The sequence below is a fragment of the Pseudomonas sp. Pse79 genome (assembly GCF_024519615.1).
Classification (GTDB): Bacteria; Pseudomonadota; Gammaproteobacteria; order Pseudomonadales; family Pseudomonadaceae; genus Aquipseudomonas; species Aquipseudomonas veronii.
Window position 1 is genome coordinate 29,185 of record NZ_JALJRR010000016.1, and the last position, 20,512, is coordinate 49,696.

Below are 20,512 nucleotides of genomic sequence, written 5' to 3' on the forward strand. Positions count from 1 at the left end.
AGCCTTCCCCCCCGCGTGTTCACACCGTTGCAGGGCGCAACGAGTAGGTCTTCAATTGGTGGGCAAAATCGCGCAGGGACTGGATGCCGCTGGCCTCGGCCTCATGCACCCATTCCTTGATCGCGGCCAGCATATCGTGGCCGTTGGAGCTGGTCTTGAGCCAGATCTGCTGCAGGGCCAGACGCTTTTCGTAGATCACTTTCAGGGCCTGGCTGTGTTCCAGCATGCTCTGGATGCGCAGGTGGTGGCGGTCATCCAGCAGGCTGGTTTCCCGCGACAGCAGGCGCTTGGCACGGTGAAACTGGTGGCGCACCGAGTGATCGACCTTCTCCAGTTCCTGCTTGACCAGCGGGCCGATCACCAGCTTGCGGTACTGGGCCATGATCTGGAAACGGTTGTTGAGGATCGCCATGGCGGTGTCCATGTCCAGGTGGCCCTTGCCTTCGACACGGTGGGCGATCGGCGCGACGCGCTGCACCTTGGCCAGGCGCAGCAAGCTGAACAGCTTGATCCACGCCCAGCCGAGGTCGAACTCCCATTTCTTCACCGACAGTTTGGCGGAGTTGGGGTAGGTGTGGTGGTTGTTGTGCAGCTCTTCGCCGCCCACGATGATGCCCCACGGCACCAGGTTGGTCGCCGCGTCCCGGCATTCGAAGTTGCGATAGCCCACGGCGTGGCCGAGGCCGTTGATCACACCGGCGGCCCAGAATGGAATCCACATCATCTGGATCGCCCAGATGGTGATGCCGATGGTGCCGAACAGCAGAAGGTCGATCACACCCATGATTGCCACACCCAAGAGCGGGTAGGGCGTGTAGAGTTTGCGTTCGATCCAGTCGTCCGGGCAGTTCTTGCCGTAGATGCGCAGGGTCTCGGGGTTTTCCGCTTCGGCGCGATAGAGCTCGGCACCTTTGCGCAATACGGTAGACAGGCCTTTAATGACGGGACTGTGCGGGTCGTCGACGGTTTCGCATTTGGCGTGATGCTTACGGTGGATGGCGGTCCACTCGCGGGTGTTCTGCGCCGTGGTCAGCCACAGCCAGAAGCGGAAGAAGTGTTTCAGGCCGGCATTGAGCTCCAGGGAGCGATGGGCTGAATAGCGGTGCAGATAGACGGTGACCCCAATAATGGTCACGTGGGTCATCAACAGGGTGACTGCCACCAGTTGCCAGGCTGACAGGTCAAGAAAACCGTTGTACCACATAGGCTGTATGGCCCTCAGATAAAGAAAAAAACAGCTCACGCATTATCACTAAGCTCACAGAGAAAACCAGCCGACCTTTCAGATAGGAGTGACGGGATGTTTCTTATTCTATAATCCGTAACCTTTGTAGGGCGAATCTAGCTTTTTAGTAAGGATTACTGGCCATATGTTGTTCTCATACCGAGGTGCCCGGCGCGCGGGGTTGGTATATCTGCTGGTTTCGCTGCTGTGGGTTGTGCTTACTCACCGGGTATTGATCAAGTTCCTCGATGACCCGGTTGAGTTAGATCAGTGGCTGCAGCTGCGCGGCTATGTGTGGGTGGCCCTCAGCGCCCTGGTGATTTACCTGATTTGCGCGCGCTTTGCGCGCGTCAACGAATTGCAGCAACCGCTCAAAGAGAGTCGTGAGCGCCTGCGCCAGGCCGCTGCCGTGTTCGATTGCACCCGTGAAGGGGTGCTGGTCACCGATGCCAAGGGGCAGATCGTCCATGTGAACCGGGCCTTTATGGCGATCACCGGCTATCGGCGCGAAGATGTCATGGGCGAGCAACCCAGCTTGTTCAAGTCAGGCCGCCATTCGTCGAGTTTTTACCAGCAGATGTTCCTGGCCCTGGAGCAAACCGGCGAGTGGAGCGGGGAAATCTGGAACCGGCGCAAAAGCGGCGAAATTTATCCACAGTGGCAAACCATCCGGGTGATTCACGACGACCTCGGCCATGTCAGCCATTACGTCGCGGTGTTTTCCGATATCAGCGCCATCAAGGATTCCGAGCACGAACTGGCGCACCTCGCGCACCACGACCCGCTGACCGACCTGCCCAACCGCCTGCTGTTCACCGACCGCGCCGAGCAGGCCCTGGCTTCGGCGCAAGTGCATAAACGCGGCTGTGCGTTGCTGCTGCTCGACCTGGACCACTTCAAGATCATCAACGACAGCCTGGGCCATAACGTCGGCGACCAGTTGCTCAAATTGGTCGGTGAACGCCTGAGAAGCCAATTCGGCACCGGCGTGACGCTGGCGCGGCTGGGCGGGGACGAATTCGCGGTGTTGGCGGAAAACTGTCCACAGGTGGTACAGGCCGCCGCGCTCGCGCAACGCATGCTCGATGCGATGAAACTCCCGTTCAATTTCGACGGCCACCAATTGTTTATCAGTGCGAGCGTTGGCATCAGCCTGTTTCCCAGCGACGCGCTGAGTGCCCAGCAGTTGTTGCGTAACGCCGACTCCGCGTTGTTCAAGGCCAAGAGCGTCGGCCGTGAAGGCTACGCGTTGTACACCGAAGAGTTGACTGCCCACGCGCAGAACCGCGTGGAAATTGCCGGCGAACTGCGCCGCGCCCTCGACCAGCAGGAGCTGCGTGTCTACTACCAGCCGGTTCACGACCTGCACACCAGCCGCCTGATCGGCGTAGAAGCCCTGGTGCGCTGGCAACACCCGGAGCGCGGCCTGGTGCCGCCGGTCGAGTTCATCCCCATCGCCGAACGCACCGGGTTGATTGCCGATATCGACGCCTGGGTCATGCACGAGGCTTGCGCCCAGATGTGCCAGTGGCTGGAGGACGGCGCGCCGTTGAGGTTTATCGCGATCAACGTGTCCAGTCGCTTGTTTGCGCGACGCGAGTTGTATGAGCAAGTCGCCAAGGTGCTGCACGACACTGGCCTGGACCCGGCTTACCTGGAGCTGGAAGTCACCGAAAGCGCGGTGATGGAAGACCCCGAAGTGGCCCTGGAACAACTGCACCGCCTGCGCGAGTTGGGCCTGCGCCTGGCCATTGATGACTTTGGCACCGGCTATTCGTCGCTGCTGCGTCTCAAGCGCCTGCCGGTGCAGAAGCTCAAGATCGACCAGGGCTTTGTCGCCGGGGTGCCGTGGGATGAAGACGACGCCGCCATCGTGCGCGTGGTGATCGCCCTGGCGAAAAGCATGGGCATGCAGGTACACGCCGAGGGGATCGAACAGGTGGAGCAGGCGCGGTTCCTGCTGGAGCAAAACTGCGACATGGGCCAGGGCTATTGGTTTGGCCGCCCGATGCCGGCGTGTGAAATCGACTGGGACCGGGCACCCGCCATCCAGAGTTGAAATGCAGTCAACTGTGGGAGGGAGCAAGCCCCCTCCCACAATTGGATATTCGCCAGGCTCGATTTTGGCACTTGGCCACAAAACGCCGTCGTAACCCCACGTCCGGCCAGAAAATTCTTTCTGGTTATATAAACATTCTTAAATAGTATTTTTAAGAATATCCGCGCTTATCTACTATCGCCCTCACGCCGCAAGCAGTGCCGCCACTGCGCGGCACTTTTCATTTCAGGAGCGAGACCATGAGCGCATCTCTACGTAGCGTCGACGGCCAGGACGAAGCAGCCATTTTGCGTGAGATCCAGAGCGCGTTGCGCGATCTGCGCTTTGGCGCGGTGGAAATCACTGTACACAACGCTCAAGTGGTACAGATCGAACGCAAAGAAAAATTCCGCCTGCAGAACCCGGGTAACAAACCGGCCTGAGCAAGAGCGGCGATAGACCCATCACTATAAAAAATGCCCCTGTAGGCGCGAGCTTGCTCGCGAAAAGCTTGAAGGCAACGCGTTGCACCTGATGTGCAGCGTTATCGTTGACGTTTTTCGCGAGCCAGCTCGCTCCTGCAGTCGTCAGCCAACACCCCGGAATTTCAGGAGCTTTCTATGTCGTCGATTCGCCGTTACGCCCTGGCTGCCTTGGCCAGCGCCGTGTTTGCCGGGTCTGCCGTTGCCAAGGACTACGAGTTGCTCAACGTCTCGTATGACCCGACCCGTGAGCTGTACCAGGACTACAACGCTGAGTTCACCAGCTACTGGAAACAGTCCCACCCCGGCGACAGCGTCAAGATCCAGCAATCCCACGGCGGCTCGGGCAAACAGGGCCGTGCGGTGATCGACGGCCTGCGTGCCGACGTCGTGACCCTGGCCCTGGCCGGTGATATCGACGAAATCGCCAAGTTGGGCAAGACCCTGCCGGAAAACTGGCAGACCCGCCTGCCGGATGCGAGCACCCCGTACACCTCGACCATCGTGTTCCTGGTGCGCAAGGGCAACCCCAAAGGCATCAAGGACTGGGGCGACCTGATCAAGAAAGACGTGGCGGTCATCACCCCGAACCCGAAAACCTCCGGCGGTGCGCGCTGGAACTTCCTCGCCGCCTGGGCCTATGGCCTGAAAGCCGGTGGCAGCGAAGCCAAGGCGCAGGAATACGTCAAAGAGCTGTTCAAGCACGTACCGGTCCTCGACACCGGGGCGCGCGGTTCGACCATCACCTTCGTCAACAACGGTCAGGGTGACGTGTTGCTGGCCTGGGAAAACGAGGCGTTCCTGGCATTGAAAGAAAACGGCGGCGCCGACAAGTTCGATATCGTCGTACCGTCCCTGTCGATCCTCGCCGAGCCGCCTGTGGCCGTGGTCGACAAGAACGCCGAGAAAAAGGGCAACACCGAGATCGCTACCGAGTACCTCAAGCACCTGTACAGCCCGGCTGGTCAGGAGATTGCGGCGAAGAACTTCTACCGCCCACGCGATGAGAAAATCGCCGCCAAATACGCCCAGCAGTTCCCGAAGCTGGATTTGGTGACTATCGACAAAGACTTCGGCGGCTGGAAAACTGCGCAGCCGAAATTCTTTAACGACGGTGGCGTGTTCGACCAGATCTACTCGGCGCAATAAAAACACCGCCCTCTGTAGGAGCGAGCTTGCTCGCGAAGAAGGTCCAGGCACCGCATGCACCCAGAATGTGCGCGTTATCGTTGACGTTTTTCGCGGGCAAGCCCGCTCCTACAGAGCACGCATTCACCTGCGGGTTTTGTGTGTCAGACCTGCTAACCAAGGACTTTTATGTCGCGTCGTATTTCCCCCGTCATACCCGGCTTCGGGCTGACGCTGGGCTACACCGTGGTGTACCTCAGCCTGATCGTACTCATCCCCCTCGCGGCGATGTTTGTACACGCCGCTCAACTTACCTGGGATCAGTTCTGGAACATCATCACCGCACCGCGTGTGCTGGCGGCATTGAAGTTGAGCTTCAGCACCGCGCTGTACGCCGCGCTGATCAATGGCCTGATCGGCACGCTGCTGGCCTGGGTGCTGGTGCGCTACACCTTCCCCGGGCGCAAGATCATCGATGCGATGATCGACCTGCCGTTCGCCCTGCCCACGGCCGTCGCCGGTATCGCGCTGACCGCGCTGTACACTCCGACCGGCCTGGTCGGCCAGTTCGCTGCCGACCTGGGCTTCAAGATCGCCTACAGCCCCTTGGGCATCACCCTGGCGCTGACCTTCGTCACGTTGCCGTTCGTGGTCCGCACGGTGCAGCCGGTCCTCGCCGATATCCCCCGGGAAATCGAAGAAGCCGCCGCCTGCCTGGGCGCCAAGCCGTTGCAGGTGTTCCGCTACATCCTCGTGCCCGCGTTGCTGCCTGCCTGGCTGACCGGCTTCGCCCTGGCGTTTGCCCGTGGCGTCGGTGAGTACGGTTCGGTGATCTTCATCGCCGGCAACATGCCGATGAAGACCGAGATCCTGCCGCTGCTGATCATGGTCAAGCTCGACCAGTACGACTACCACGGCGCCACCTCCATCGGTGTGCTGATGCTGGTGGTTTCCTTCGTGTTGCTGCTGCTGATCAATTTGCTGCAGCGGCGCATCGAACACCCATAAGGAGGCGCGGAACATGTCCCAATCGTCTATCTCCGCCGCGTCCTCGGCCAACGCTGCCCGGCGTGGCAGTGCGCTGTCGCGGCGCATCCTGATCAGCCTGGGCTGGCTGGTGTTCTTCCTGTTCCTGGTGCTGCCGCTGTTTATCGTGGTGTCCCAGGGCTTGAAGAATGGCCTCGGCGCGTTCTTCACCGCGATCCTCGAACCCGATGCGCTGTCGGCGCTCAAGCTCACGGTGGTCGCCGTGCTGATCTCGGTGCCGCTCAACGTGGTGTTCGGCGTCAGCGCCGCATGGTGCGTGAGCAAGTACTCGTTCCGTGGCAAGAGCATCCTGGTGACGCTGATCGACCTGCCGTTCTCGGTGTCGCCGGTGATCGCGGGCCTGGTCTATGTGCTGATGTTCGGCGCCCAGGGCTTCTTTGGGCCGTGGCTGCAGGCGCATGACATCCAGATCGTGTTCGCCTTGCCGGGCATCGTGCTGGCGACCATCTTCGTCACCGTGCCGTTCGTGGCCCGGGAACTGATCCCGCTGATGCAGGAACAAGGCACCCAGGAAGAAGAAGCCGCGCGGCTGCTTGGCGCCAATGGCTGGCAGATGTTCTGGCATGTCACCGTGCCGAATATCAAATGGGGCCTGATCTACGGCGTGGTGCTGTGTACCGCGCGGGCGATGGGGGAGTTCGGCGCGGTGTCGGTGGTGTCCGGCCACATTCGCGGCGTGACCAACACGTTGCCGCTGCACGTCGAGATTCTCTACAACGAATACAACCACGTCGCTGCGTTTGCGGTGGCGAGTCTGTTGCTGATCCTGGCGCTCTTCATCCTGCTGCTCAAGCAGTGGAGCGAGAACCGTATCAACCGCCTGCGCGCAGCTGCGGCTGAGGAATAATCCATGTCCATCGAAGTCCGTAATGTCAGCAAGAACTTCAACGCCTTCAAGGCCCTGAACAGCATCAACCTGGACATCCAGAGTGGCGAGCTGGTGGCGTTGCTGGGGCCCTCCGGCTGCGGCAAGACCACCTTGCTGCGCATCATCGCCGGTCTCGAAACCCCGGATACCGGCAGCATCGTGTTCCACGGTGAAGACGTCTCCGGCCACGACGTGCGTGATCGCAACGTCGGGTTTGTGTTCCAGCACTACGCGCTGTTCCGCCACATGACCGTGTTCGATAACGTCGCCTTCGGCCTGCGCATGAAGCCGAAAAACCAGCGCCCGAACGAAAGCCAGATCGCGGTCAAAGTCCACGAACTGTTGAACATGGTGCAACTGGACTGGCTGTCCGACCGCTACCCGGAACAACTCTCCGGCGGCCAACGCCAGCGCATCGCCCTGGCCCGCGCCCTGGCGGTGGAGCCCAAAGTGCTGCTGCTCGACGAACCCTTCGGCGCCCTCGACGCCAAGGTGCGCAAAGAGCTGCGCCGCTGGCTGGCGCGCTTGCACGAAGACATCAACCTGACCTCGGTGTTCGTGACCCACGACCAGGAAGAGGCGATGGAAGTCGCCGACCGTATCGTGGTGATGAACAAGGGCGTGATCGAGCAGATCGGCTCACCGGGCGACGTCTACGAGAACCCGGCCAGCGATTTCGTCTACCACTTCCTCGGCGACTCCAACCGCCTGCACCTGGGGGGCGACCAACACGTGCTGTTCCGCCCTCACGAAGTGTCGCTGTCGCGCCATGAACTGGAAGACCACCATGCCGCCGAAGTGCGCGATATCCGGCCGCTGGGGGCGACCACGCGGGTGACCTTGAAAGTCGAAGGCCAGAGCGAACTGATCGAAGCCGAAGTGGTGAAAGACCACGACAGCCTGATCGGCCTGGCGCGGGGCGAGACCTTGTTCTTCAAACCCAAGGTCTGGCAAAAAGCCTAAGTACACTACAACACCCAATGTGGGAGGGGGCTTGCCCCCGATAGCAGTGGATCAGTCAATATCTTCAGTGACTGACCCACTGCAATCGGGGGCAAGCCCCCTCCCACATTCAGACTTCTCTCGGCTTTAGATTGCGGCGAGCGACTGGCCCCGAACGCTCTTCAATCTGCTGCTTGAGCTCGTGCCGCAACCCCAGCAAAAACGCCAACTCCGCCACCACAAACAACGGCCCGACGATCAGCCCCGACACATCATCCACAAACGCCGGCTTCTTGCCTTCGTAGTAATGCCCGACAAACTGAATCACCCAACCCACCACGAACATACCGATACCGCCGCTGAGCCAGACCGGCGTGCTTTGCGCCGCCAGTACGTGCCCGGCCCACACCGACAAGCCCATCAGCACGCTCATCAGCACGCCCAGCGCGAGTTCCAGGCGCAGGTAGAACCACGCCGCAAGCAGCGCGACGATCAGCGCCGGCGACAGCCAGAGCCCGGCCAGCGGCCACTCCGGGCGTGAAAGCAACGCGGCGACGGCGACCACGATCAGCGGGATGCCGATAAAGTGGCTGGCGATATTGCGCGGGTCGCGGTGGTAGGCGGCGTATTGACTGAGGTGGTCGACGAGGCTTTTCATTGTTATTCCTCCTGTAGGATGTTTGATCATGCCCTGTCAGCCTTCGCCTAACTGTCAGTTGGGCGACAATCTTCGGAGTTCTCATGAACGCAGAGCAATGGCGACCCCGGCTGGCTGCCGGGCACTGGTTCAGCCACTTGCCCGGCGCTTTTCAGCATAGTCTGCTGGCCCACGCGCGGCTGCGGCTGCTGACGGCGGGGCAATACCTGTTCAAGCGCGGTGACCCGCCCTGCGGCTTGTATGCGGTGCTCGACGGCAGTTTGCGGATCAGCGCGGTGAACGAGCAGGGCAAGGAAGCGCTGCTCAGCCTGGTGGAGTCGCCCTACTGGTTTGGTGAAATCTGCCTGTTCGACGGCCTGCCGCGCACCCACGACGCCTGTGCGGTCGGGCCGTGCAGGCTGTTGCAGGTGCCCCAGCAGGCATTGCTCGACATTCTCGATGAAACCCCGCAGTACTGGCGCGACTTGGCCTTGTTGATGAGCCAAAAGTTGCGCCTGAGTTTCATCGGCCTCGAACAGCTCAGCCTGATGCCCGCCTCGGTGCGGCTGGCCCATCGTTTGTTGATGATCATTGAAGGGTACGGCGACATCGAACCCTCAAAACGCCGGCTGCAGTTACCCCAGGAAGACCTGGCGGCGATGTTGAGCCTGTCGCGCCAGACCACCAACGCCTTGCTCAAGGACCTGCAAGCCCAGGGCATCGTGCGCCTGGGCTATGGCGAGATCGAAATCCTCGATGCACAGCGCCTGCGTGAGGCGGCGCACACCTGAGGGTGTTAGCCTGCAGGTCTGATCAATCGAGGTGTGTTATGCGCGTGCTGTTAGTGGAACATGAATCCGAAGAAGCACAGCGGATGGCCCAGGGTTTGAACGAGGCCGGTTATTCCGTGGAAGTCGCGGCCAACGGCATGGCCGCCCAGCGGTTTGTCGAGGGCAACGAGTACGACCTGGTGATTCTGGACGTGATGCTGCCGGGGCTGAATGCCTGGACACTGCAGCAGGCGATTCGGCACAAGGGCGAGACGCCGGTGTTGTTTCTGACCAGCCCGGGTGGGATCGAAGACCGTCTGCGCGACTTGGAATTGCATGAGGATGATTATTTACTCAAGCCGTTTGAAGACAAGGCGCTGGTCATGCGCGTGAAAAAACTACTGCGTCGCGATCGCGGGCGCTGATAGATGTGTGGCCTGGGCTCTCGCGATCGCGGGCAAGCCCGGCTGTTAAATGTGGGAGGGGGCTTGCCCCCGATGACGGTGGATCAATTGATGAATGCGCTAGCTGATACACCACCCATAGTTTGATTTTTTGGTTATTAATAAATAGCTTCTTATTCCTTAACGAATATAAACCCCGTCCCTATACTGTCCAGCAACGTTAAACGCTGCAGGAGGGCACACCCATGCACAGCGAATCGATTCGTTACCTGATCGTGCCGGGCTGGCAAGGATCGCCAGAAGATCATTGGCAAACGCATTGGCAGAACAGCCTGCCCAACAGCGCCCGGGTGGAGCAGGCCGATTGGCTGACGCCGCGTCGCGAAGACTGGGTGGCCGCGCTGGCCGAGGCGATCGCCGCCGACAGCACGCCAGTGATTCTGATCGCCCATAGCCTGGGCTGCATCACCGTGGCCCACTGGGCTGCCACTGCCCCGCTGCAGTTTTTGCGGCAGGTGCGCGGGGCGTTGCTGGTGGCGCCGGCGGATGTCGAACGCCCGGCCTGTGCCCCCGCGCTGCGTAACTTCGCGCCGATTCCACGCGACCTGCTGCCGTTTCCCAGCCAGGTGGTCAGCTCCGACAACGACAGTGCCGTCAGCGCCCCCAGGGCCATGGAGCTGGCGCGCGACTGGGGCGCTGAAGCCGGCATTTTGTCCGGTGCCGGGCATATCAATGTGAAGTCCGGCCACCAGCGCTGGGAGCAGGGTTTCGCGTATCTCTATCGCCTGCAAAGCCGCCTGGAGCATCACGCCCGGCGCACGGCCTGAACCTTTTTCAACGCCCCGTCCCTGAGCGGATTGGGGGCGGGAGCCTGCCATGAGTCTGCATGAAACCTTCGGTCAGCCGCTGCTGACCTTCCCCGACGCCGAAAAAAGCCCGCTGAGCATCCGCGCCAAGGCACTGGTGTTCGTCGACCCGCGTTCGCGGCAACTGCGCGAAGCGCTGGAACACCTCGCGCCCCGCGCCTTGCCGGTGTTGATCCGTGGCGAGACCGGCAGCGGCAAAGAGTTGCTGGCACGGCATATCCATCGGGGCAGCGACCGCGCCGGGCTGTTTGTCTCGGTCAATTGCGGCGCGATCAGCCCGACCTATGCCGATGCCGAACTGTTCGGCTACGCCGCCGGCGCCCACAGTGGCGCGGCGAGCAGCCGGGCCGGCTGGTTCGGCTCGGCCAACGGCGGCACCTTGTACCTGGATGAGATCGGCGACTTGCCGTTGCCGATCCAGGTCAAATTGCTCGCCGCCCTGGAAAACCACGAAGTCACCCGCGTCGGCGCGCAGCAACCAAGCCCGGTGGACGTGCGCCTGGTGGCGGCGACCAGCATCGACCTGGCCCAGGCCGTGGCCGCAGGCAAGTTCAATGAGCGCCTGTTCCATTACCTCAGCGAAGGCCAACTGGACCTGCCGGCCTTGCGCGAGCGGGTCGGCGACATCCTGTCCCTGGCCGAATACTTTCTTGGCATCTACAGCCAGCGCCTGGACCTGCCGGTGCCGCTGATCAGCGACGCGGCCCAGCGCGTGCTGGAACACCACAGCTGGCCGGGCAATACCCGCGAGCTGGAGAACGTCATCCACTTTGCCTTGCTGGTCAGCAGCGGTGACGAAATCTTGCCGGAGCATTTGAACCTGCCGACCGCCGGTTCGCCGCTGGAGCAGGTGCAGCGGATATTCGAAAGCGCCAATGCGGCCGAACGGGAAACCTTGCGCAAATTCCTAAATGAACAAAATGGAATATCAACCTGAATAAAAGGTATTGTTCGGGAATAAAAAATCTAGGTATTGTCACTCTCACGCCGCGATAGCACTTCGCTGGCACTCCACCCCAATACGGTCGTCAGAGACGCCCCGGAATGTCGATAAGGACACTCATGAAAAAGGTTCTGTTGTTTACCGCACTGGCGGCTGCCCTGACTGCGGGCTTCGCCCAGGCCAACGAAAAACTGATAGTGGCCGCTACCCCGGTCCCGCACGCCGAGATCCTCGAGCTGGTCAAGCCGACCCTCGCCAAAGAAGGCGTGGATCTGGAAATCAAAGTCTTCACCGACTACGTACAGCCCAACGTGCAGGTGGCCGAGAAGCGTCTGGACGCCAACTACTTCCAGACCCTGCCGTACCTGGAAAACTTCAACAAAGGTAAAGGCACCAACCTGGTCACCGTGGTGGGCGTACACGTTGAACCCTTCGGCGGTTACTCGAAGAAAATCAAAAACATTTCTGAGCTCAAAGATGGCGCCACCGTGGCCATTCCGAACGAAGGCTCCAACAGCGGCCGTGCCCTGTTGCTGCTGCAGAAGGCCGGTGTGATCACCCTGAAAGACCCGACCAATGCGCTGGCGACGCCAAAAGACATTGCCAGCAACCCGAAAAACCTGAAGTTCAAAGAGCTGGAATCAGCCCTGTTGCCACGTGTGCTGGACCAGGTTGACCTGGACCTGATCAACACCAACTACGCCCTGGAAGCCGGCCTCAACCCGGCCAGGGACGCGTTGATCATCGAAGACGCCAAATCGCCGTATGTGAACTTCCTGGTGGCGCGCCCGGACAACAAGGACAGCGCTGCTATCCAGAAACTGGCCAAGGCCCTGACCAGCCCGGAAGTCAAAGCGTTCATCGAGAAGAAGTACAACGGCGCAGTCGTGCCGGCGTTCTGATCGAGCGGTAAAACCTTTCAAGGTTTAAACGCCGACGGCTTGCACAGCGTCGGCGTTTTTTTATGGGTGGAATTTGGAATGCGCTCAGAATTGTGGGAGGGGGCTTGCCCCCGATAGCAGTGGTTCAGTCAATGCATCGGTGACTGTCATACCGCTATCGGGGGCAAGCCCCCTCCCACATTTGATTTTTATCTCACCGTGGATTTTCAGCGTTTCACCGCACTCGGGCGTTGATCGCCCTGCGCAATGCCACCAACCATTTCACCAGCTCCTGCGGATCAATCGGTTTCGCTTCGTTCATTGTTCATTCCCTCGAATCACAGACCCCACAACCATAGCCGTCACTCGCCAACCCCGCGAATCTGGCAGCTATCGTGTTGGGCGATATCAATGTGATATTTCGGTATCAAAAATGGACGGTTTATGCCAATAAAGGCCGGGCTACCCGGCGTCTTGAGCGTGGGCATTCGTTTGGCTTCGGAACCATTGGCGTTGGGCGCCATCCATGCACATGGAACCCTGCTAAAAGGTCGTAGTCGCCTACACTCCGGCAAGTTGGCATCACGTAAAGGAGCCTGCATGGGCGGTCACCCTTCGACAGTTATTTTCGCACTTGGCCTGTTGGCGCTGCTGAGCGGCTGTGGCCAGGAAAAAGCCGAGCCCAAGCAGCATGCGCGGGTGTTCGTGCAGACCGTGCAGCCGACTGACTACGCAGTGGCCGTCACGCTGACCGGCGATATCCAGGCGCGGGTGCAAACCGATCTGTCCTTTCGCGTGGGGGGCAAGATCATTCAGCGCATGGTCGATGTGGGCGACCATGTCAGCGCCAAGCAAGTGCTGGCCAAGCTCGACCCCAAGGACTTGCAGAGCAATGTCGACTCCGCCCAGGCCCAGGTCGTGGCCGAGCAGGCGCGGGTCAAGCAGACCGCCGCCGCGTTCGTGCGCCAGGAAAAACTCCTGCCCAAGGGCTACACCAGCCGCAGCGAATACGACACTGCCCAGGCGGCGTTGCGCAGCAGCCAAAGCGCCCTGGCCGCCGCCCAGGCGCAACTGGCCAATGCCCGCGAGCAACTGGGCTACACCGCGCTGTTCGCCGAGGCCCCCGGGGTGATTACTGCGCGCCAGGCTGAAGTGGGCCAGGTGGTGCAGGCCACCGTGCCGATCTTCAGCCTGGCCCGCGAGGGCGAGCGCGACGCGGTATTCGACGTGTACGAGTCGTTGCTGGTGGAACCGCCGGCCGATGCGCCGATCACGGTGAGCCTGTTGGATAACCCCAGTATCAAGGTCCAGGGCCACGTCCGCGAAGTTACCCCGGCCGTCGCTGCCAATACCGGCACGGTGCAAGTCAAAATCGCTCTGGAGGCCCTGCCCGCGGGCATGCATCTGGGCTCGGTGGTCAGCGCTACCGCCAACGGCCCGGCCAAGCCCAGCATCGAGCTGCCATGGTCGGCGCTGACCAAAGACCTCAGCGACCCCGCCGTGTGGCTGGTGGATGGCGACGGCCTGGCGCAGTTGCGCAAGGTCAGTGTGGCGCGTTACCTCACCGGCAAGGTGATCATCAGTGACGGTCTGCAGGGCGGTGAAAAAGTCGTGGTGGCCGGCGGGCAATTGCTGCACCCCGGCATGCGCGTCGAAATCGCCCAGCCGCCCGACTCGGCCCAGGCCCAAGGAGTGCAACCATGATGCGCCTGACCGGCCTGCTCGCCGCCAGCCTGTTGCTGCTGGCCTGCTCCAAGAACGACCCGCCACCCGAGCCCGTGCGCCCGGTGTTGTCCATGGAAGTGAAAGCCGAAGACCAGGAAACCCTCGGCCGTTTCGCCGGCACCATCCAGGCGCGCTACGAAAGCAACCTGGGGTTCCGCGTGCCCGGGCGCATCGCCCACCGCACCGTGGATGTCGGCGCCGAGGTGGAGAAGGGCGCGGTACTCGCCGTACTCGACCCCACCGACCAGCAAAACCAACTGCGCGCGGTCCAAGGTGACCTCGCCCGCGTGCAGGCGCAGTTCATCAACGCCCAGGCCAGCGCCCGTCGCCAGCAGGCGTTGTTCAACCGTGGCGTCGGCGCCCAGGCCCAGTTGGACGTGGCCCAGACCGACCTGAAAACCACCCAGGCCAGCCTCGACCAGGCGCAGGCCTCGGTCAACCAGGCCAAGGACCAGCTCAACTACGCCCGATTGCGTACCGACCATGGCGGCATCGTTACCGCCTGGAACGCCGAGGCCGGCCAGGTGGTCAGCGCAGGCCAGCAAGTGGTGACCCTGGCGCGCCCGGACATCAAGGAGGCGGTGATCGACCTGCCCGCCGGCCTCGCCGAGCGTCTGCCGCCCGATGTGGTGTTCCTCGTCGCCGGGCAACTCGACCCCAGCGTGAACACCACCGCCACCGTGCGCGAAATCGAGCCCCAGGCCCAGAGCGCCACGCGCACCCGTCGCGCGCGCCTGACCCTGGCCGACACGCCGGCGGCTTTTCTGCTGGGTACGGCGATCAGCGTGACCTTGAGCTCGGCCATCCCACCGCGCATCGAACTGCCGTTGAGCGCCTTGCAGCAAATCGACGGCAAAACGCGGATCTGGCTGCTGGACACCCAAAGCCGGACCGTGCAGCCGCGTGAAGTCACGGTACTCAGTCGTGACGCCGACAGCGTTTTGCTCAGCGGCGGGGTCAAGCCCGGTGAGCGCATCATCGTCGCCGGTGTGAACAGCCTGCAACCGGGGCAAACAGTCAAGATCGACGAGGACAGCCCGCGATGAAAGGGAGCTTCAACTTATCCGAATGGGCCCTCAAGCATCAGTCCTTTATCTGGTACCTGATGTTCGTCGCGCTGCTGATGGGCGTGTTTTCCTACAAGAACCTGGGCCGCGAGGAAGACCCTTCGTTCACCATCAAAACCATGGTGATCCAGACCCGCTGGCCGGGCGCGACCCAGGAAGAAACGCTCAAACAGGTGACCGACCGCATCGAGAAAAAACTCGAGGAACTCGACGCCCTCGACTACGTGAACAGCTACACCCGGCCCGGTGAGTCCACGGTGTTCGTGTACCTCAAGGACACCACCAGCGCCAAGGCGATCCCCGAGATCTGGTACCAGGTGCGCAAGAAGATCGACGATATTCGCGGCAGCTTCCCCCAGGGCTTGCAGGGGCCGTCGTTCAACGATGAGTTCGGTGACGTGTTCGGCTCGGTGTACGCCTTTACCAGCGACGGCCTGTCGATGCGCCAGCTGCGCGACTACGTGGAGCAGGCGCGCGCCGAGATCCGTGCGGTGCCGGGCCTGGGCAAGGTCGAGCTGATCGGCCAGCAGGACGAAGTGATTTACCTGAATTTTTCCACACGCAAACTCGCGGCCCTGGGGATCGACCAACGCCAGGTGGTGCAGAGCCTGCAGGCGCAGAACGCAGTGACCCCGGCCGGGGTGATCGAAGCCGGGCCGGAGCGCATTTCCGTGCGGACGTCCGGGCAGTTCGCCTCGGAAAAAGACCTGGCCAACGTCAACCTGCGCCTCAACGACCGCTTCTATCGCCTGGCGGACGTCGCCGACATCAGCCGCGGCTACGTTGACCCGGCGACGCCAATGTTCCGTTTCAACGGCAAGCCGGCGATCGGTTTGGCGATCGCGATGCAGAAGGGCGGCAATATCCAGTCGTTCGGCGAGGCCCTGCACACGCGCATGGACGAACTGACCGCCGACCTGCCGGTGGGGGTCGGCGTCTACAAGGTCTCCGACCAGGCAGAAGTGGTGCAAGAGGCCGTCGGCGGCTTCACCAGCGCGTTGTTCGAAGCGGTGGTGATCGTGCTGGTGGTGAGCTTTATCAGCCTCGGCCTGCGTGCCGGGCTGGTGGTGGCGTGCTCGATCCCGCTGGTGCTGGCGCTGGTGTTCGTGTTCATGGAATACAGCGGCATCACCATGCAGCGCGTGTCCCTGGGGGCGCTGATCATCGCGCTCGGCTTGCTGGTGGACGACGCGATGATCACCGTGGAGATGATGATCACGCGCCTGGAAAAAGGCGAAACCAAGGCGCAGGCGGCGACCTACGCCTACACCTCCACCGCGTTCCCGATGCTCACCGGCACCCTGGTGACCGTGGCCGGGTTTGTGCCGATCGGCCTCAACGCCAGTTCGGCGGGCGAGTACACCTTCACCCTGTTCGCGGTGATTGCCGTGGCGATGCTGGTGTCGTGGGTGGTGGCGGTGCTGTTTGCGCCGGTGATCGGCGTGCATATCCTCAGCGCCAACGTGAAACCCCACAGTGCCGAACCGGGGCGCATCGGCCGCGCTTTCAATGGCGGCATGCTGTGGGCGATGCGCAACCGCTGGTGGGCCATCGGCATCACCGTGGCGCTGTTCGCGGCGTCGGTGTTTTCCATGCAGTTTGTGCAGAACCAGTTCTTCCCGTCGTCGGACCGCCCGGAGATCCTCGTCGACCTCAACCTGCCGCAAAACGCTTCGATCAACGAAACCCGCAAAGCCGTCGACCGCCTCGAAGCGATCATCAAGGACGACCCGGATATCGAGCGCTGGAGCACTTACATCGGCCAGGGCGCGATCCGTTTCTACCTGCCTCTCGACCAACAACTGGAAAACCCCTACTACGCGCAGTTGGTAATCGTCAGCAAGGGCCTGAAGGCGCGCGGCGAGTTGATCGCGCGCCTGCAAAAACGCCTGCGTGAGGATTTCGTCGGCGTCGGCAGCTTTGTGCAGCCGCTGGAGATGGGCCCGCCGGTGGGGCGGCCGATCCAGTACCGCGTTTCCGGCAAAGACACTGACCAGGTGCGCAAGCACGCCATCGAACTGGCGACCTTGCTGGACAAGAACCGCCACCTGGGCGAGATCATTTACGACTGGAACGAACCGGGCAAAGTCCTGCGCATCGAGATTGCCCAGGACAAGGCGCGGCAGTTGGGCTTGTCTTCCGAAGACGTGGCGCAGTTGATGAACAGCGTGGTCAGCGGCGCGTCGGTGACTCAGGTGCATGACGATATCTACCTGATCGACGTGGTCGGCCGCGCCGAAGATGCCGAGCGCGGCACGCCGGAAACCTTGCAGAACCTGCAGATCGTCACGCCCAACGGCGTCTCGATTCCGCTGCTGGCTTTCGCCACTGTGCGTTATGAGCTGGAGCAACCGCTGGTGTGGCGCCGCGACCGCAAGCCGACCATCACCCTCAAGGTGGCGGTGCGCGACGCGATGCAGCCGACCGATCTGGTCAAGCAGCTCAAGCCCGAGATCGATGCGTTCAACGCCGGCCTGCCGGTGGGCTACAAGGTCGCCACCGGCGGCACCGTGGAAGAAAGCAGCAAGGCCCAGGGCCCGATTGCCAGCGTGGTGCCGTTGATGCTGTTTTTGATGGCGACCTTCCTGATGATCCAACTGCACAGTGTGCAGAAGATGTTCCTGGTGGCCAGCGTCGCGCCGCTGGGGCTGATCGGCGTGGTGCTGGCGCTGGTCCCCACCGGCACGCCCATGGGCTTCGTGGCGATCCTTGGCATTCTGGCGCTGATCGGCATCATCATCCGCAACTCGGTGATCCTGGTGACGCAAATCGAGGAATATGAACTGGCCGGCTACACGCCGTGGGATGCGGTGGTGCAAGCCACCGAACACCGGCGCCGGCCGATCCTGCTGACGGCGGCTGCGGCGAGCCTGGGCATGATCCCGATTGCGCGGGAAGTGTTCTGGGGGCCGATGGCCTACGCGATGATCGGCGGGATCATCATTGCCACGCTGCTGACGCTGTTGTTCCTGCCGGCGCTGTATGTGGCCTGGTACAAGATTCGCGAGCCGAAGAGCGAATAACGCGCCTCACAAGAACGCTCGCGCTCAGCTAGGATTCACCGTGCCACCCTTGTCGGATACAGCATTACCGCGTTTTAAAGGAAGGCGGAACACTAATGCAGTATGCGTCGACACTCATGGCTTGGAGTGTCGACCACGACAGGAGAGAGCGCTATGTTTCTCAGATCTGCGGTACTTGCCCTGAGTCTACTGATTGTCATCGCGTGTCAGCATCAGCCTCGACAAAGTGACCCACGGTTGCTGGTCGAAAACGCTTATATCCTCACCCTTGAACAGGGCCAGCGCGAACCGGTGAAGGGCTATTTGCTGGTTGACCACAAGGGTGTCATCAGCGAGTTGGCCGCTGGCAAACCGCCTGTTGGCCTGGTGGTACAACGCAGGCTCGATGCACAGGGGCAGTGGTTGTTGCCGGGATTTGTGTCGGCCCATAGTCACCTGTGGCAAAGCGGATTCTACGGTATTGCCGCCAACGATAATCTTGAAGGCTGGATTGACCGGCTCTATGGCGTGGAGGCGCCAAAGTTGGACGCTGCGCAGCTTTACCAGTTGACCCGGCGCGGTGCCACACAGCACCTGCAGAACGGTATAACCAGCGTGTTCAATTTCACCTACACCGGCGCCGATCGCAGCGGCGAAGTCGATCGCCAGCAATTACGCGGCGCGCTGGATGCCGGCTTACGCGTGGTGCATGGCCTCAATGTGCGTACAGTCAATGAAAGCTGGACGCCGGCAATGGCGCGTGAGCGCACGGCGGCCTTTCTGACGTGGGCCAGTGCTCAACCCGAGTCGGGGCGTTACCTGGGCACGATGTTGGCGGGCGCCGCCGGATATGTCAGCGCGACGCCGGGTCAGGCACAGGTCGAGGGCGACTTGATGCGTGAGTTTTTCCTGGGCAACCAGCAGCATTACCTGGAGTCTGTGGTGGACTCAGCGGGAGAGCGCGCCCGCTATCCGTTGCTCGAGCAGGCCGGTATCGCCGGGCCGCACTTGATCTTCGGTCATTTCATTCATTCCACGCCCGAACTGACCGCCATGGCGGTGCGGGCGGGGGTGGGTATGACCTGGAATCCAATGTCCAATGGGCGGCTGGGATCGGGAATGGCGGATGTGTTGGCCTATCGCGCGGCGGGCATGAAAGTCGGCATGGGCGTGGATGGCGAGGCCAGCGCCGACCGGGCCGACCCGTTTGAAAACATGCGTATGGGCTTGTATCAAGTGCGCGCCAGGCAACAACGTGCGGCGGCGATGCAAGCCTATGAAGTGCTGCGCTTGCACACCCTGGGCAGTGCCGAGGTGCTCGGTATTGATTCGCAGGTGGGGAGTCTCAAGGTGGGCAAGCGTGCAGACATGCTCCTGTTGGACCCACGGGCTTTCACGCCCTGGCAGGAACCTTACGCCGCGCTGGTGTTTGCAGCGGGCGTGAAGGATATCCGGGAAGTATTCGTGGATGGCGTGTCATTGGCCCGATGAAGCGGCCGGCTTGCGCCACACGCTGGCCAGCCAGGGTTGCTGTTCCCGGGGCAGGCCGGCGGGGCGATAGTAATGCTCCAACTCCACAAACCCGGCGGCAGTCAGCAGGGCTTGCCAGGCCGTGAGGTCGTGATAGGCACCGTAGCGCGGCCCATTCCAGCCTTCGCGGTTGTCACCGCGTGGATTGGAACTGAACAACACCCCGCCCGGTTTCAGCGCGCCATGCAGTTGCTTGAGCACACGCGGCAGTTCCTGCCTGGGAATGTGAAACAGCACCGCATTGGCAAAGATCCCGTCGAAGCGTGCGTTGGGTAGGTCCAGCTTCAGGAAGTCCTGCTGCAGCACCTCGCAGCCGCTGTCTTCGCGCGCCATCTGCGCAAAGCGCTCGGAGCCGTCGAGGCCCACGGCGATGTGGCCCATGCGCGTAAAGGTCTGCAAATCCCGCCCCGGCCCGCAGCCGAAGTCCAGCACGGTAAACGGCGCCGCGCCCTGGATATGCCGCAGCAGCGCGTCGATGTTCTGGCTCACATCGTGATCGCGGGTGCCTTCACGGAAGTCCTCGGCCACGCTGTTGTAGTGGTCGAGGGTGGTGGCAGTGATCTGGTTGAGGTCGTCGGGGGCGAGTTTCATGGGGAGGCGCTTTGGAGGTGAAGTGCTGACTATATCCCATGTCCAGTTGACTGCCCCCTGAGACGGCTCTTCATTTGATGACTGCGCTTGAATTAATCAGTGAAATTTACGGAGTAGTACGACTCATTGGATAGGATTTGTAGACTCCGTAAAGAGGTCATCAAGATGTAACTGTATTTGGGTTGGGGGATGTTGTTAACGGTAGTTGTTGAATTTTGCCGGTGAAGCGGAGTTGCCGCTGCATCGCCAAGCGTGACGGCGGCCAGCGCCAACACCAGCGTCGCGCACCTGGCGCAGGTGGTTATAGTAGACATGGTATTCGCTCCTTGATTCGTCGCAAACGGTGTCGAGCCGATTAAACCTGCA

The 20,512-nt window shown here is 61.6% G+C and carries 18 protein-coding genes; 15 read left to right on the forward strand and 3 right to left on the reverse strand.

From position 1 onward, the window contains the following. Positions 1–19 precede the first annotated feature (19 nt). Positions 20–1,204: a delta-9 fatty acid desaturase DesA gene (gene desA, locus NR164_RS20005; RefSeq protein WP_046385075.1), complete on the reverse strand. Its 1,185-nt coding sequence runs from the start codon at positions 1,202–1,204 to the stop codon at positions 20–22. Between the two features lie 166 nt (positions 1,205–1,370). Between desA and dibA the strand changes: the two genes are divergently transcribed. From dibA to NR164_RS20035, 6 genes are all read left to right on the forward strand, one after another. Continuing rightward, complete coding sequence (gene dibA / locus NR164_RS20010; protein ID WP_079442615.1) at positions 1,371–3,284, forward strand: phosphodiesterase DibA; 1,914 nt, start codon at positions 1,371–1,373, stop codon at positions 3,282–3,284. A gap of 239 nt (positions 3,285–3,523) precedes the next feature. Next, a complete protein-coding gene (gene oscA / locus NR164_RS20015) occupies positions 3,524–3,706 on the forward strand; it encodes a sulfur starvation response protein OscA (RefSeq protein ID WP_010565387.1) in 183 nt (60 codons plus the stop codon). 177 nt (positions 3,707–3,883) lie between these two features. Continuing rightward, positions 3,884–4,894: a sulfate ABC transporter substrate-binding protein gene (locus tag NR164_RS20020; RefSeq protein WP_017848610.1), complete on the forward strand. Its 1,011-nt coding sequence runs from the start codon at positions 3,884–3,886 to the stop codon at positions 4,892–4,894. A 168-nt stretch (positions 4,895–5,062) separates the two neighbouring features. Beyond that, entirely contained in the window at positions 5,063–5,881 is an 819-nt protein-coding gene (gene cysT, locus NR164_RS20025; protein ID WP_017848609.1) for a sulfate ABC transporter permease subunit CysT, read from the forward strand. A gap of 13 nt (positions 5,882–5,894) precedes the next feature. Next, positions 5,895–6,767: a sulfate ABC transporter permease subunit CysW gene (gene cysW / locus NR164_RS20030; RefSeq protein WP_017848608.1), complete on the forward strand. Its 873-nt coding sequence runs from the start codon at positions 5,895–5,897 to the stop codon at positions 6,765–6,767. A 3-nt stretch (positions 6,768–6,770) separates the two neighbouring features. After that, positions 6,771–7,751: a sulfate/molybdate ABC transporter ATP-binding protein gene (locus NR164_RS20035; protein ID WP_017848607.1), complete on the forward strand. Its 981-nt coding sequence runs from the start codon at positions 6,771–6,773 to the stop codon at positions 7,749–7,751. Positions 7,752–7,860: 109 nt separating this feature from the next. Here NR164_RS20035 and NR164_RS20040 read toward each other — a convergent pair whose 3' ends face one another. Further along, on the reverse strand, positions 7,861–8,388 hold the full coding sequence (locus tag NR164_RS20040) for a DUF962 domain-containing protein (protein WP_256823166.1): 528 nt from the start codon (positions 8,386–8,388) through the stop codon (positions 7,861–7,863). Between the two features lie 83 nt (positions 8,389–8,471). Here NR164_RS20040 and NR164_RS20045 point away from each other — a divergent pair, with 83 nt between their 5' ends. The 9 genes from NR164_RS20045 (at position 8,472) to NR164_RS20085 (ending at position 19,516) form a co-directional block, all read left to right on the forward strand. Then, positions 8,472–9,158 carry a Crp/Fnr family transcriptional regulator gene (locus tag NR164_RS20045; protein WP_017848605.1) on the forward strand — a complete coding sequence of 229 codons (687 nt, stop codon included), beginning with the start codon at positions 8,472–8,474 and terminating at the stop codon, positions 9,156–9,158. A 38-nt stretch (positions 9,159–9,196) separates the two neighbouring features. Further along, entirely contained in the window at positions 9,197–9,562 is a 366-nt protein-coding gene (locus tag NR164_RS20050; protein WP_128192249.1) for a response regulator, read from the forward strand. A 224-nt stretch (positions 9,563–9,786) separates the two neighbouring features. After that, entirely contained in the window at positions 9,787–10,368 is a 582-nt protein-coding gene (locus NR164_RS20055; protein WP_017848603.1) for an alpha/beta hydrolase, read from the forward strand. Between the two features lie 49 nt (positions 10,369–10,417). Continuing rightward, positions 10,418–11,344 carry a sigma 54-interacting transcriptional regulator gene (locus NR164_RS20060; protein ID WP_256823167.1) on the forward strand — a complete coding sequence of 309 codons (927 nt, stop codon included), beginning with the start codon at positions 10,418–10,420 and terminating at the stop codon, positions 11,342–11,344. A gap of 125 nt (positions 11,345–11,469) precedes the next feature. Continuing rightward, complete coding sequence (locus tag NR164_RS20065) at positions 11,470–12,252, forward strand: MetQ/NlpA family ABC transporter substrate-binding protein (RefSeq protein WP_046488782.1); 783 nt, start codon at positions 11,470–11,472, stop codon at positions 12,250–12,252. Positions 12,253–12,831: 579 nt separating this feature from the next. After that, a complete protein-coding gene (locus tag NR164_RS20070; RefSeq protein ID WP_256823168.1) occupies positions 12,832–13,935 on the forward strand; it encodes an efflux RND transporter periplasmic adaptor subunit in 1,104 nt (367 codons plus the stop codon). Then, positions 13,932–15,002: an efflux RND transporter periplasmic adaptor subunit gene (locus NR164_RS20075; protein WP_256823169.1), complete on the forward strand. Its 1,071-nt coding sequence runs from the start codon at positions 13,932–13,934 to the stop codon at positions 15,000–15,002. The genes NR164_RS20070 and NR164_RS20075 overlap by 4 nt, the downstream gene beginning before the upstream one ends. Beyond that, positions 14,999–18,046, forward strand: a complete 3,048-nt coding sequence (locus NR164_RS20080; protein WP_256823170.1) for an efflux RND transporter permease subunit — start codon at positions 14,999–15,001, stop codon at positions 18,044–18,046. Before NR164_RS20075 ends, NR164_RS20080 begins: the two co-directional genes overlap by 4 nt. A gap of 153 nt (positions 18,047–18,199) precedes the next feature. After that, positions 18,200–19,516 carry an amidohydrolase family protein gene (locus tag NR164_RS20085; protein WP_256823171.1) on the forward strand — a complete coding sequence of 439 codons (1,317 nt, stop codon included), beginning with the start codon at positions 18,200–18,202 and terminating at the stop codon, positions 19,514–19,516. On the opposite strand, the gene NR164_RS20090 is transcribed toward NR164_RS20085, so the two are convergent. After that, entirely contained in the window at positions 19,502–20,146 is a 645-nt protein-coding gene (locus tag NR164_RS20090) for a bifunctional 2-polyprenyl-6-hydroxyphenol methylase/3-demethylubiquinol 3-O-methyltransferase UbiG (protein WP_256823173.1), read from the reverse strand. The genes NR164_RS20085 and NR164_RS20090 overlap by 15 nt on opposite strands. Positions 20,147–20,512 lie beyond the last annotated feature (366 nt).

Coding starts and splice junctions, on each gene's coding strand:
- NR164_RS20070 (WP_256823168.1), top strand. CDS start 12,832: ATGGGCGGTCACCCTTCGACAGTTATTTTCGCACTTGGCCTGTTGGCG.
- cysT (WP_017848609.1), top strand. CDS start 5,063: ATGTCGCGTCGTATTTCCCCCGTCATACCCGGCTTCGGGCTGACGCTG.
- NR164_RS20065 (WP_046488782.1), top strand. CDS start 11,470: ATGAAAAAGGTTCTGTTGTTTACCGCACTGGCGGCTGCCCTGACTGCG.
- NR164_RS20090 (WP_256823173.1), bottom strand. CDS start 20,146: ATGAAACTCGCCCCCGACGACCTCAACCAGATCACTGCCACCACCCTC.
- cysW (WP_017848608.1), top strand. CDS start 5,895: ATGTCCCAATCGTCTATCTCCGCCGCGTCCTCGGCCAACGCTGCCCGG.
- oscA (WP_010565387.1), top strand. CDS start 3,524: ATGAGCGCATCTCTACGTAGCGTCGACGGCCAGGACGAAGCAGCCATT.
- NR164_RS20020 (WP_017848610.1), top strand. CDS start 3,884: ATGTCGTCGATTCGCCGTTACGCCCTGGCTGCCTTGGCCAGCGCCGTG.
- NR164_RS20050 (WP_128192249.1), top strand. CDS start 9,197: ATGCGCGTGCTGTTAGTGGAACATGAATCCGAAGAAGCACAGCGGATG.
- dibA (WP_079442615.1), top strand. CDS start 1,371: ATGTTGTTCTCATACCGAGGTGCCCGGCGCGCGGGGTTGGTATATCTG.
- NR164_RS20075 (WP_256823169.1), top strand. CDS start 13,932: ATGATGCGCCTGACCGGCCTGCTCGCCGCCAGCCTGTTGCTGCTGGCC.
- NR164_RS20055 (WP_017848603.1), top strand. CDS start 9,787: ATGCACAGCGAATCGATTCGTTACCTGATCGTGCCGGGCTGGCAAGGA.
- NR164_RS20080 (WP_256823170.1), top strand. CDS start 14,999: ATGAAAGGGAGCTTCAACTTATCCGAATGGGCCCTCAAGCATCAGTCC.
- desA (WP_046385075.1), bottom strand. CDS start 1,204: ATGTGGTACAACGGTTTTCTTGACCTGTCAGCCTGGCAACTGGTGGCA.
- NR164_RS20085 (WP_256823171.1), top strand. CDS start 18,200: ATGTTTCTCAGATCTGCGGTACTTGCCCTGAGTCTACTGATTGTCATC.
- NR164_RS20045 (WP_017848605.1), top strand. CDS start 8,472: ATGAACGCAGAGCAATGGCGACCCCGGCTGGCTGCCGGGCACTGGTTC.
- NR164_RS20040 (WP_256823166.1), bottom strand. CDS start 8,388: ATGAAAAGCCTCGTCGACCACCTCAGTCAATACGCCGCCTACCACCGC.
- NR164_RS20060 (WP_256823167.1), top strand. CDS start 10,418: ATGAGTCTGCATGAAACCTTCGGTCAGCCGCTGCTGACCTTCCCCGAC.
- NR164_RS20035 (WP_017848607.1), top strand. CDS start 6,771: ATGTCCATCGAAGTCCGTAATGTCAGCAAGAACTTCAACGCCTTCAAG.